We start from the raw sequence: 14,690 nt of genomic DNA, 5'->3' as shown, positions 1-14,690 counted from the left end.
AGAGACCGACCATGAATGGCAAACCCCGCAGCCTCGCCCAACCCGCTCGCCGCTTGCGCCTGAAGAAAGAAGCCACCCTGCCCGCGCTCAGCACGCTGGCCATGGTGATCGGCTCGCTCGCTTCAAGCGGTGCGCACGCCAATCCCACCGGCGGCAACGTGGTGGGCGGCTCGGCCACCATCATCGACCGTGGCAACGGCACGCTGGACATCAAGCAGTCGACCGGCAAGGCGATCATCAACTGGAAAGACTTCAGCATCGGCGCCAACGAGACGGTCAACTTCCGCCAGCCCGGCAGCAAGAGCGTCACGCTGAACCGCGTGGTCGGCAATGACCCGTCGGCCATCTTCGGCCAGTTGAACGCCAACGGCACGGTGATGCTGGTCAACCCGAACGGCGTGGTGTTCGGCAAGGGCGCGCGGATCGACGTGGGCGGCCTGGTCGCCACCACGGCGAACATCAGCGACAAGGACTTCCTGGCCGGCAAGTACAAGTTCAACCAGGCCTCGTCCAAGACCGATGCCATGATCGTCAACGAAGGCACGATCAGCATCAAGGACAGCGGCCTGGCCGCGCTGGTCGCGCCGTCGGTGCGCAACTCGGGCGTGATTCAGGCCAAGCTGGGGCGCGTGGCCCTGGCTGGCGCCAACACCGTCACGGTGGACTTCCACGGCGACGGGCTGCTCAGCTTCGACGCCACCTCGACCATCAACGAACTGCCCAAGGACGAAAACGGCAAGCCGGTTTCGGTGCTGGTCACCAATACCGGCGAAATCCGCGCCGATGGCGGCATGGTGCTGATGACCGCGCGCACGGTCAAGGGCGTGATCGACAACGTCGTGAACACCGACGGCATCGTCACCGCCCGGTCGGTCGGCACGCAGAACGGCAAGATCGTGCTGTCCGGCGGCGACGCCGGCACGGTCCGGATCGCCGGCAAGGTCGACGCCACGGGCGTGGGCGCGGGCCAGCAAGGCGGCAAGGTCGTCGTCACGGGCGAGCATGTGGATGTCACCCGCACCGCGGCCATCGACGTCTCGGGCGCCGCCGGCGGCGGCGAGATCGCCCTGGGCAGCCTGGGCGTCGCGCCGGACGACGGCTCGGCCGCGTTCAGCGGCAAGTCGTCCAGCGTCAAGGTGGCGGCAGGCGCCACGCTCAAGGCCGATGCGCTGGTCAAGGGCAACGGCGGCAGCGTCACGATGTGGTCCAACGACGCCACGGCGTTTGCCGGCAGCCTGTCGGCGCGCGGCGGCGAACAGGGCGGCGACGGCGGCTTTGCCGAAGTCTCCAGCAAGAAGAACATCGGCCTGACCGGTTCGGTCGACATGCGCGCCCCCAAGGGCAAGACGGGCCTGCTGCTCATCGACCCGACCGACCTGCGCATCGTCGATTCGGGCAGCGGCTCGGGCGCGCTGGACGGCAGCGCGGGCGACGGCACCATCAATGGCGGCGATGCCAACGCCGCCAACAACACTGTGTCGCGCGGCCTGCTGGAAAGCCTGGCCGGCACGACGAACATCAAGCTGGAAGCCACCGGCCAGATCACGATCGCGGACATGGCCGCGATCAACCTGCAGACCGTGTCGGGCAACAGCTTCACGCTGCGTTCGACGCAGACGGGCGGCATCCGCTTCGAGAATTCGAACACCGAAATCAGCACCCAGGGCGGCGCCATCACGCTGGAAGCCCTGGGCGTGGGCAGCACGCTGGACAACATCGGCAAGCTGACCAGCCGCGGCGGCGCGATCACGCTGAACGCCACCGGCGACATCAACCTGGCCAACGTCATCGACGCCGGCAGCGGCGCGGCGCTGGTGCGCACCAGCGCGGGCGCCATCCGCAACACCGGCGGCGCCAATCAGGTGGTGGCGGGCAACACCGTCACGCTGGACGCCAGCGGCGGCAGCATCGGCGAGGCCGGCAACGCCGTCAACACCCAGACCGCCCGCCTGGCGCTGGCCACCGGCGGCAACCTCGCCGTGGCCAACCGCTCCGTACTGAGCTCGCTGGACATCACCAGCCGCCACGCGCAACCCGGCGTCAACAACACGTATCAGCTTACGTCCGCCGGCGGCATGGTGTTCTCGCTGACCGACACGGGCAGCTACCAGCTGAACACGGTCGCCCAGGACGGCCTGAACTTCTCGTTCACGGGCGATCGCACGATCAACGCGGGCAATATCGCGCTGGGCGCCGGCGCCCTGGCGCTCACGTCCACGGCGGGCGACATCCTGGCCCGCAATGGCTCGGACATCATCACCGCCGGCAGCATCGCGCTCAAGGCGGCCGGCAGCACCGGCAACAACGGCGCCATCGGCGCCGCGGCCCAGGCCCTGAATACGCAGACCGCCACGCTGACGGCCGCAAGCGGCGCCGGCGGCGTGTTTCTGAACAATACGGGCAGCCTGGCGCTGCGCTCGATCGACACCACCGGCTCGCTGTCCGTCTGGACTGGCGGCCCATTGACGGTCGGCGCCATCAAGGCGGGCGCGATGGCCACGCTGACGTCGGGCCTGGGCGGCATCGTCGACGACGGCGACGACGCCACCATGATCTCCGCCAACGCGCTGACGCTGTCAGCGCAGAACGGCATCATCGGCGCCGCGTCACGCAGCCTCAAGACCAATGCCAGCAGCGTGTCCGCCACCGCGGGCTCGGGCGGCGTCTATCTGGACAGCGCCAGCACCAACCTGACCATCACCCAGGCGCAGGCCAACAACGCCGGCATCGTGATCACCGGCGCGGGCAGCGTATCGGCCAACAACGTCAGCTCGGGCGGCGGCGCCATCAACCTCACCGGCAACAGCATCTCTGCCGGCCAGGTCAACGCGGGCGGCGGCAACGTCACGCTCACCGCGCGGGCGGGCAGCATCACGGGGTCGTCGGCATCGCTCATCACGGGCAATGTGGTCACGCTGCTGGCCCCGACGGCCAGCAGCGCCTACACCGTGGGCACGGCGGGCACCTACCTGCGCACGGCCGCGGGCGAAGTGAAGGCCACCGGCAACGCCATCTACCTGAGCCAGGCGCTGGGCTCCGTCCTGCTGGATGACCTGAAGGCCGCCAACGGCATTGTCGTCCTGGGCGCGGCGGACCTGACCGCCAACCGGCTGGATGCCGGCACCGGCACCCTGTACCTCAATGCCTTGGGCGGCGACATCCTGCGCGCCAATGCGAACAGCGAACTGGCGGGCAACAGCATCAACCTGCAGGCCCAGCGGCACATCGGCACGGCCAGCGACCGCATCAAGACCGCCACGACCAACCTGGCGCTGGCCAGCGGCGGCGACATCTACGTCGACAACCCCGGCAAGACGCTGACCTACCTGACGGTCAGCAACAGCCATGCCGACCCCGCCCGGCGCAATACCCTGCAGGTGTCCGCGCCCTTCCTCGCCTTCGACGTCAACGACGACCTCGGCACCGCGTATGAGCTCAAGCAGGTCTACAGCTCGCTGCTGAGTCAGTTCGCGTTCACCGGAGACCAGAACCTGAAGCTGGGCAACCTCCGCGCCGGCAGCATGGTCACGCTGACCTCCACGCAAGGCAGCATCCTGGACGATGGCATCGCGGATACGCGGGTCACGGCCAGCAACGTCAGCCTCGTCGCCAACCAGAACATCGGCACGAGCACGGACTACGTGTCGGTCAATGCGCCCTACCTGTCGCTGTCCACGCGCGGCAACCTCTACGCGACCGATATCGCCGACCTGAGCTCCCTGAGCATCACCGCGCGCCACCAGGACGCGGACGACCGCTACGTGCTGGACGTGCGCGCGCCGTCGCTGCTGTTCAACATCACCGACGACGTCGGCGGGCACACGATCCACGAAGTGCGCGACGCCAACGCGGTGAACTTCACCTTCACCGGCGACCGCGACATCACCGTCGGCAGCATCGACGCCGGCTACGGCGGCAACATCACCCTGAACGCGACCGGCGCGATTCACGACGACAGCGACAAGACCACCCAGTTGCTGGCCAACTCGGTGAGCCTGTATGCGGGACGCGGCGTCGGCGCCGCGGGCACGGGGCACCTGGACATCCTGACCAGCTACCTGTCCGGCTCGGCCTCCGATGGCGGCTTCTACGCCCAGTTGCCCAACCCCGTCGGATCCGGCAACACCACCAGCACCGTCACGCTGAACAACATCAGCGCGACGGAAAAGGTGGAGATCGACGCGCGCCAGGGCGACATGCTGGTATCCGGCGCGGTGCGCAGCTGGAACGACGACGTCATCCTGAACGCCGCCAACGGATCGATCCTGAGCAGCGGCTCGGGCAGCGCCTACGCAGGCGGCGGCGACGTGACGCTGACGGCCGCGGGCTCGATCGGCGGCGCCTACCTGGGCAGCGTTCGTTACGTGGGCATTAGCGGCCCGGGCGCGGTCAATGTCCGCGCCAATGCGGGCGGCGACGTCTACCTGAATGGCACCTCCAGCGACATCCGGCTCGTTTCGGTGACGGCGGGCGGCCAACTGGGCTACACCCAGTCGTACGGCACCACCACGGTCGGCAGCCTGCAGGCCACCGGCGCGGCCACGCTGACCAACTACGGGGGCTCGATCCTCGACGACGGCGACGCGGCCACGAAGATCCAGGCCGGCAGCATCGCGCTGTCGGCATCCGGGGCGCTGGGCGCAACGGGCGCCGCGCTGACCCTGCAGGCGCCCGACGTCAGCCTGACCAGCACGGGCGACGTTGCCGTCGACAACCTGGCCGGCCTCACGCGCCTGGCCATCACGCGCAATGGCTCGGCCTACGGAACCTATGCGATCACCGCGCCCAACCTGTCTGCCTTCACGCTGACGGACGACGCCAGCGGCATCCATCTCAAGGACATCGCCAGCGCGACGGACCTGGATTTCGGGTTCTCCGCCAACGGCAAGCACCTGCTGGTCGGCAACATCGATGCCGGCGCGGGCGGCAAGGTCACCCTGGTGTCGGGCGGCAACATCGCCAACGACGATCTGGCCAACCCCGGCGCGATCCACGCGGCGACGGTCTCGCTGACGGCGGGGTCCGGCGCCATCGGTTCGTCGGCTGACGGCGGCACGCTCGCCCTGACCGGCACGTCGGCGCTGAGCCTGACCGCCGGCAGCGACATCCACGTCGACAGCGACACCGTGCTGCGCAACCTGGCGATCAACAGCCTGCGTTCGGCGGGCACGGCCAGCACCATCGAGATCGGCGGCGGCGTGGGCCAGATCATCACCATCAGCGACGACGGCGCCACGCAGTACCTGGAAGAGATCACCGGCGGATTGACGGACTTCAGTTTCACGGGCCGCAAGAACATCCAGGTCGGGACCATCGCCGCCAGCAACTCGGTCAGCCTGACCACGGCCAACGGCGGCGTCAATTCCAGCATCACCAGCGATGCCGGCACGGGCCGCATCACGGCGGGCAGCGTCAAGCTGTCGGCCACCGGCAGCGACAGCTACCTCGCGCGCGACGCCAAGACTGGGGCGATCGGCAGCAGCACCCGCGCGCTGCGCACCGCGACGGGCAACCTGACGATCGCCAACAACGGCGACATCTACCTGAACAACGGCGGTCAGGCGCTCAACAGCATCGACCTCAACCTGACGCGCCGCGATGCCTACAGCGACGTCAATTTCGACACCAATGCGTATTCCTTTGGCGGACTGGGCGGCCAGACGCTGGCGATCTCCGGCGGCACGACCCTGCTGATCGGCGCCGACATGAGCGGCGCCGCGCTGGCCATCAACGCCGATTCGGCCATCTCGACCGCCACGATCAACACCGGCGCGACGGGGTCGGTTGCGTTGACCTCGCGCTACGCGAATTACTCGGTCAACCCGACGATCATCCGCGCCAGCGGCCAGATCACCGGCAACACCGTCAGCCTGAATGCGCTGGGCACGAACGGCAGCATCAACGTCGCGACCAACACCGACAACCTGTCGATCAGCTCGGCAGGCAACGTGTCCGTCTCCAACGCCAAGCAACTGGCATCGCTGGACCTGAAGCTGAACCACAGCAACTCCACCGGCGCCTCCACCAACACCTACGCCATCACCGCCACCGGCCTGGCGTTCTCGCTGACCGATACGGTCGGCCAGAACGGCCTGACGCTCAACAATATCTCCACCGCCGGCAACCTGGCGCTGTCCATCGCGTCCGACCGCACGCTGACGGTCAATCACATTGGCACCGGCGCGGGCGGCTCGGTCGCGCTCACCAGCAGCGGCAGCATCTATGGCGTCAGCACCAGCGCCGGCAGCCCCGATATCATCACGGGCGACCTGACGCTCAACATCACGGGCAATGGCTCTGTCACCGGTCTGATCAATACCTACAATCCGCTGTACACCAGCGTCGATTCGCTGTCGTCGAACGTCAACGGCAGCCTGTGGGTGTCCAACAACAAGACGCTCACGCTGCAGAACAACAGCGTCACCGGCTCCGCCCAGGTCAACGTCACCAACGGCTCGATCCTGCAAGGCGCCGGCACCCGCTTCGTCACCCCGGCGCTGACGCTGACCGCCTCGCAATCCATCGGCGCGGCCGGCAACGCGGTGCTGACCGACACGCGCCAACTGACCACGCAGACCGGCCGCGACCTGTACCTGGACAACGCCTCGAACCTGTTCAGCCTGAACGTCACGGCCAACCACGCGGACACCGCCGTCAACAACGTGGTGCAGGTCGCGGCCCAGGGCCTGACCTTCAACGTCACGGACACCGGCGCCTACAACCTGTTCGACGTGCGCGACACCACCGGCCTGAACTTCTGGTTCACCGGCGACCGCACGCTGAACCTCGGCACCGTCGACACCGGCCCCGCGCACACCGTCAGCCTGGGCGCGACGGGCGCGGGCAGCAACATCGTCAACCTGTCGCCCGCCTCGCACGTCACGGGCGATTCGGTGTCGCTGTTCGCCACCGGCCAGATCGGCGCGGGCCCGGCCGACAAGATCGAGACGACGACCGGCGACCTCTACCTGACGGCGGGCGGCGATGTCTACGTGGGCAACGACCGCGACCTGACCGGCCTGTCGCTGTACGCGACCGGCGTGGCGCCGGCGACCTACGACATCACGTCCAACGAACTGCTGTTCGACGTGGTCCACAACGGCCGCTTGCAGGTCAACGAGGTGCGTGACAACACCGGCCTGAACCTGTCGCTGTCCAGCAGCGTCGGCCAGGACATCGGCATCATCGACACGCTGCCCACCGGCACCGTCCGCCTGTCCTCGAACAACAGCATCCTGGGCAGCGCCGACGACAGCCAGCGCGTCACCGCCGGCCAGGTGACGATCGTCGCCCAGGGTACGGGCGGCATCGGCGCCGTGGGCCGCGAGATCAATCTGTCCGCGCCGCTGGTCAGCATCCAGAACGTCGGCGACGTCTACATCGATTCCGACACGCACATCGATTCGCTCTCGCTGTTCTCGACGGGCAACGGCGCCCGCACCTACAGCATCAACTCGCCGACGCGCGATGGCGGCAACATCGGCTTTACCGCCACCGACGGCGGCAGCGCCAGCGCGGCCGGCCTGGTGCTGGGCGACATCACGGACGCGGGCGGCCTGAACCTGTCCGTCACCAGCGACCGCACCATCACCGTCGGCACGATCGACGTCGGCTACGACAACGTGTCGCTGACCTCGCGCTATGGCTCCCTGCTGGGCGACGGCGACGGCGACACCAAGATCGACGCCGCCTCGCTGACTCTCAACGCCGCCAATGCGATCGGCGCCACCGGCGCCGGCAACGCCATCGATACCCGCGTCAGCACGCTGACCGGCCGCGCCGCCAATGGCGGGGCGTTCATCACGGTGGAAGGCAATACCAGCCTGCCCAGCCTGACCTCGACGGGCGCCAGCTCGGTCAGCAACACTGTCGGCGATATCGAACTGGGTACCGTCAACACCAACGGCAACGCGTTCTCGGTCAACAACACCGGCGGCTCCATCCTGAGCGGCACGATCAACAACGCCACCACCGTCGATCTGACGGCGAACGGCTCGATCGGCAACAAGAGCGCCATCCGGACCACCAACCTGACCGGCGGCACGACCGTCGTCACGCTGAGCGCCCGCAAGACCGACACGGCGGACGGCAGCATTGCGCTGACCGAAGCCTACGGCCTGCGGGTCGCGTCGGCGACCGCCGACGGCAACATCACGCTGACCAACGACACCGCCAGCCTCGGCCGCGACCTCGTCGTGGGCACCATCGCCACCACCGATGGCGCGGTCTCGCTGACGACCAGCCGCGGCAACATCGTCGGCGCGGACAACAGCAACCTGATCACGGCCGATAGCGTTACCCTGACGGCCAACTACGGCACCAGCCGCTCCATCGGGTCGTCCAATGCAAACCGCCTGCACCTGGACACGCCGTCGCTGACGCTGGCCACGCCGGGCAGCATCTACGTCGACAACCTGGCCGACCTGACCGACCTGACCATCAACCGGGCCAACGGACAGGGCAGCAACCTGGGCAGCGCCGGCTTCCTGACCATCGACGCCCAGAACCTGACGTTCAGCGGCGCCGACACCAGCAACACGACCGCGCTGACCATCGTTCGCGACACCACGGGCCTGAACTTCACCTACCAGGCGATTGGCGCGATCAACCTGAACGAGATCGACGTCACGCAGAACGGATCGGTCAACCTGTCGACCAATCCGTATTACTACACCGGCGGCGCGATCCAGGGCATGGTCTCGACCTCGAAGATCACGGCGGGCGACCTGACGCTGTCCACCGGATCGGGCAACACCAGCAACGCCATCGGCTCGGCCGGCAATGCCCTGAACACCCAGGTCAACAACATCACGGCCAACGCCTCCGGCGGCATCTTCCTCAAGCAGACGGGCTCGATCAACCTGGGCAACCTGCGCGCTGGCGAAGACCTGTCGGTCACGACGACCAGCGGCGACATCCTGGTGGGCTCGGTCAGCTACGGCACCAACCGCACGCTGACGCTCAACGCCCAGACCGGCAGCATCCTGGCGGGCGGCGGCGCCATCTCCGGGTCGGGCACGGGCGCCATCACGCTGACCGCGCGCGACGGCATCGGCACGCGCGACGCCGCGATCCAGATCGCCGCGCCGAACAATCCCGTGTCGGCCACCGTCACCGGCGACGGCTCGCTGTACCTGAACAGCACCTCCAACCTGCTGGGCGGCCTGACGACCTCGGTCGCCAACGGTGAAACCCGCGTCACGTCTTCCGGCAACGTGGTGGTGACCAGCATGACGTCGGCCACCGATGCCGCCGGCAATGGCATTTCGGTGAACACCACGTCGGGCAACATCATCGTCAAGAACGTGCAGGCGGGCGCCACGCAGGGCCAGATCACGCTGAACGCGGAGAACGGCTCCATCCTGGCCGACGCGGCCGGCGCCAACATCCAGGCGTATGGCGTCGCGCTCAATGGCCGTTATGGCATCGGCGCGAACACCGCGCAGGGCCGCATCAACGCCACGGGCCAGCGCGTGGAAGCCACCACCGATGGCGCCATGTACCTGGCCGCGGACAACAATGCCGTCTACTCGTACCTGTCGGGCAACGTCATCGACATCGCCGCGGCCGGCAATCTGCAGATCGCGAACGCCATCGCCGCCAACGGCAACGGCACGATCAAGATCGTGGGCAACGGCGCCAACAGCCAGTTGGTGGCCGGCAATATCGACGCGGGCGCGGGCACCGTCAACATCGACTACAGCAAGGCGGGCAGCACCATCGTCGACGACCGCGAGGAATCCACGCGCATCATCGGCAATTCGGTCACGCTGAAGGCCGGCGCGGGCATCGGCGGCGCCGAAGGCTCGGCCGACAACCTGCAGACGACCGCCGCCTCGTTGACGGCCGAAGTCACCGGCAACGGCTCGATCTACCTGGACGACAACCGCGCGGCCGGCACCACGCTCGCGTCTATCGTCACGCAGAACGGCGCCATCGGCATCACCACCGCCGGCCCCACGCTGGTCACCAGCGCCATCAGCAAGACCAACTCGACCGACAATGACATCTCGATCGCCACGTCCAATGGCGACCTGTCCATCAACACGATCGACGCCAAGTCGTCGGGCGACGTCACCCTGAGCGCGGCCGGCTCCATCCTGGGCGCCCTGGCGGGCAACCTGGTCTTCGGCAACAGCCTGACGGCCACGGCGGGCGGCAGCATCGGTTCGGCCACCGACCTGGCCACCGGCCTGGGCGGTATCGCCCTGCGCACCAACGTCGCGTCGCTGGGCGACCTGTCGACCGGCGCCGATGGCGCGGTCATCGTGCTGAACAACGTTGGCGCGCGCGCCCTGACGCTGGCGGGAGACGTGGACCAGGCGGGCGACAACAGCTCGGTCTACATCCGTTCGGCCGGCGACCTGGATGCCCGTTCGGGCCTGACCGGCACCGCCGACAACCTGCTGCTGTCCTCCGGCGGCACCCTGACCGTCGCCAGCGCCGGCGTGCAGGCCCAGGACACCGTCACGCTGGCGGGCGCGACCGACGTGGTCGCCGCGAGCGGCACGCCGCGCACCATCGCCATGCAGGGCGACACGGTGAACTTCACCAGCGGCGCCGCGGGCGGCGACACGACGTTGACGACGCAAGCCGCCAACGCCAACGTCAGCCTGACCGGCACCACGACCGCAGCCGACCTGACGCTGAACAACACCGGCGCGCTGACGGCCACGCTGAACGCGGCCAACGGCGACATCACGGCGACCGCCACCGATACGCTGAACGCTTCCGCCTCGGTCAGCGGCAGCAACCGCACCATCGACCTGACCGCGCAGCACGGCGATCTGGCGTTCGGCGCCATCGACGCCGGCGCGGCCAGCGGCAAGATCATCCTGAACGCCGCCGAGGGATCGCTGGTCGGCAGCGGCCTGGACCTGACGGCCAACAGCCTTGCACTGACCAGCCTGAACGGCATTGGGGACAAGAACGCCGCCTTCGCCACGTCGGCGCGCGAACTCGACGCCCAGGTACTGGGCGCGGGCGACATCGTGGTGGACGGCGCCGGTGCGCTGACGCTCGGCCGCATCGCGACCGCCGACGGCGATATCCAGATCGCCGCCACGGGCGATCTGACCAGCGCGGTCGGCCTGTCGGCCGGCCAGAACGGCGATGTCCTGCTGGCCTCTTCCAACGGCAACGTCTTGGTCAGCCACGCCATCGCCGCCGGTGATGTCAACGACCTCACCGTGAATGGCGCGCAGATCGCCATGACGGCCGGGGCCGTCACGGCCGGCGCCCAGTCCTACACCGGCGACGTCACCCTGAACGGCGACCTGACGGGCACGGCCATCGACATCGCGGGCAACGCCACGCTGGCCGGCGGCACGCGCACGCTGACCGCCACCGGCGCCAACGGCAACGTCGGCATCTCGGGCACGTTGAACGGTAGCGGGCTGCACGCCGCGATCGTCGCCCAAGACGGCGACGTCACGCTGGGCGGCAACGCGCTCAGCCTGGCCAGCCTGACCATCGACGCCGCCCGCATCGACCTGCAAGGCGTCGACACAGTCGGCTCCCAGCAATACAACGGCGACACCACGCTGCGCGGCGTGTACTCGGCGGCCAATGGCGCCTTCGGCGTGGATGGCGCCACCCAACTGGGCAGCGCGGTCTGGGTGCTCAACGGCGACGTCACGTTCACCGGCGAGGTATCGGGCGCCAATGCACTCATCGTCGCCACCGCCGGCACCACCACCTACGGAGGCGCGGTCGACATCGCCTCGCTGAACCACGTGGGCACGGGCCGGGTCGCCATCAATGGCGGCAGCGTCACCACGACGGGCACGCAAAATTACGCCGCCCGTGTCGAACTGGGTGACGACACGACGCTGTCCGGCAGCACGGTCACGCTGCGCGACGGGGTGGATGGCGCGCATGCGCTGCAGATCGACGGCACGGCCTCGCTGGCGGGCGCCATCGGCGCCAACACCCGGTTGGCCAGCCTGACCGTGACCGGCCCGGTCACGCTGAACACGAGCAGCATCGCCACCACCGGCGACCAGCACTACGGCGACGCGGTCACGATGACCCGCAACCAATCCCTGTCCACCACCACGGGCGACGTCACGTTCGACGGCACGCTGGACGGCGCCTACGACGTGGCCATCGTCTCGACGGCAGGCGGCGACGTCACCCTGGGCGGCGTGGGCAACGCCGGGCTGCGCCTGGGCAACCTGACGGTCGACACCGCCGGCGCGACCACCTTCAACGGCGCGGTGTACGCCGCGTCGGCGCAGACCGACGCCCCCGGCACGGTCGCCATCAATGGCGGCCTGGTCGACACCACCGGCATCCAGACGTTCCGCGAACGGGTCGTGCTGGGCGCCGACACGGTGCTCAAGGGCAGTTCCGTCAACCTGCTGGGCGGCGGCGACGGCCCGCATGGCCTGACGATCGACGGCGACGCCGTGCTGAAGGGCCCGTTCGGCGCGCAGGACGCGCTGGCCAGCCTGACGGTCAATGGCCCGGCCAGCCTGGACGGCAGCATCGGCACCACCGGCGAGCAGTCGTATAACGGCGCGGTCGTGCTGGATGGCGATGTGGCGCTGGCCACGCAGGGCGGCAGCGTCGCGTTCAACGACACGGTCGCCAGCAGCCAGGGCGATGCCCACGGCCTGTCGGTGACCGCCGGCGCGGGCAATGTCACCTTCACGGACTCGGTCGGCGACGCCGCCGGCGGCCGCCTGGGCGACATCACCATCGCCAGCAGCGGCGCCACCACGCTGGACGCCCCCGTGTACGCGGCCTCGGTCACGACGGACGCCGGCGGCACGCTGTTCATCAACGGCGGCCTGGTCGACACGACCGGCGCCCAGTCGTACGGCGAGCGGGTCGTGCTGGGCGGCGACACCGTGCTCACGGGCACCACCGTCAGCCTGCTGGGCGGCGGCGACGGCCCGCATGACCTGACCATCGACGGCGACGCCGTGCTCAAGGGCGCGTTCGGCGCCCAGGACGCGCTGGCCAGCCTGACCGTGACCGGCGCTTCCACCTTGGGCGAGGGCAGCCTCGCCACCACGGGCGACCAGTCGTACACCGGCACGGTCACCCTGGACGGCGACATGACGGTGGCCAGCCGTGACGGCGACATCCGCTTCAATGACGCGGTGGACGGCGCCCACGACCTGACGGTCTCGACCGGCACGGGCGACGTCGCCTTCGCCGGTCCGGTCGGTCAGGACGCCCGCCTGGGCAACCTGACGATCAACGCCGCGGGCGACACCGTCCTGGACGGTCCGGTCCGCGCCGCCACGCTGCAGACCCGCGGCAACGGCGACCTGCTGATCAACGGCGGTGCGGTCGACACCACGGGCACGCAGCAATACGGCCAGCACGTGATCCTCTCGGGCGTGGACACCACGCTCACCGGCACGACCGTGCAGCTCAAGGCAGGCGTGGACGGCACCGAGCCGGGGCAGCAGGGCCTGATCATCGCCGGCAACGCGGATATCCAGGGCGACGTCGGGGCCACCACCCCGCTGCGCGGCCTGGCCGTGCAGGGCGCCACCACGATGGGTCCGGGCAAGGTCGTCACCACGGGCGACCAGGTCTACACCGGCGCGGTGACGCTGACCGGCGACCGCGAGCTGACCAGCAGCACCGGCTCGGTCGTGCTGGGCAGCACGCTGGACGGCGGCAATGGCAACAACCTGGCCATCGACGCCGGCAAGAACGTGCAGGTGGCGGGCGACGCCACCGGCCTGGGCTCGCTGACCCTGCGCGCCGTCGACACGATCGTGTTCAACGGCGACGTCACCGCCTACCGCGTGCAGCAACTGGAAGCCAGCACCGCCAGCTACAACGGCGCGGTGCGCGCCACGGGCCCGGACGGCATCGACATCTCGGGCGGCAGCGTGTCGTTCGGCGATGACGTCACCGCCGACACCGGCGCGATCCGCATCGTCAACACGGATCCTGCCGGCACCACCGGCTTTGCCGCCGGTTCGACGGTCCGGGCGGCCACCGGCTTCACCCAGACCGGCGGCGCCGGCCTGACCCTGCCCGCGCAACTGCTGGTCGCCCAAGGCCCCATCAGCCTGGGCGCACCGGCCAGGCTGCAAGGCACGGCCGCCACCATCAGCACCATCGGGGACATCACCGCGGTCGGCCTGAGCGGTCCGCAAACCGCGCTGACGCTGGCCGCCGGCCCGCTGGGCGCGATCCGCATCGGCCTGAACGACGCCGACCCGAGCCACAAGCTGGACGTGGCCGACCTCATCGTTCCCACCGCCGGTTCGGCCGACGTGTGGGGCACGATCGGCGGCAAGACGGGCGCCCTGGGGGCCGCCTCGATCAAGAGCTCGCTGGCCGGCTCGCCGTTCTACCTGAACGGCTTCACGTGGGGCCCGACGGGTGCGATCAACCGGCTGGCCGCCATCACGGCGCCGAGCATGGTCATCCCGACCACGCCGACCGCCGACTCGCTGTTCCGTGGTACGGTCCCACCGGACGGTTTCGGCCCCGACGCCCTGGGCGCGTACGCCGATCCGCAGGTGCTGAAGGTGGCTGACGCCAGCGTCAACTGGCTGTTGCCTTCCGGCGTCAACGCCCTGCTGACCGTACCGGCCGGCAACAACCCGGTGCTGCAAGGCGCCGGCGACAACCCGCAACAACCCGCCGCCGAAGGCAACCCGCCTTCCGACGACGAGCGTCGCAACGACGACGCGCAAACCCGCACTCTTTGATTC

The 14,690-nt window shown here is 69.1% G+C and carries 1 protein-coding gene; it reads left to right on the top strand.

Annotated features, from left to right (window positions below; all coding sequences use genetic code 11):
• The first annotated feature begins 11 nt into the window (after window positions 1-11).
• On the top strand, window positions 12-14,687 hold the full coding sequence (locus BXA00_RS13140) for a filamentous hemagglutinin N-terminal domain-containing protein (RefSeq protein WP_083714251.1): 14,676 nt from the start codon (window positions 12-14) through the stop codon (window positions 14,685-14,687).
• Window positions 14,688-14,690: the final 3 nt, after the last annotated feature.

The organism is Achromobacter sp. MFA1 R4, from assembly GCF_900156745.1.
Classification (GTDB): Bacteria; Pseudomonadota; Gammaproteobacteria; order Burkholderiales; family Burkholderiaceae_B; genus Achromobacter.
This window is presented reverse-complemented; position numbering and strand designations above follow the sequence as displayed.

Bases quoted from the DNA above. Each gene is read 5' to 3' on its own strand.
- BXA00_RS13140 (WP_083714251.1), top strand. From the start codon at position 12: ATGAATGGCAAACCCCGCAGCCTCGCCCAACCCGCTCGCCGCTTGCGC.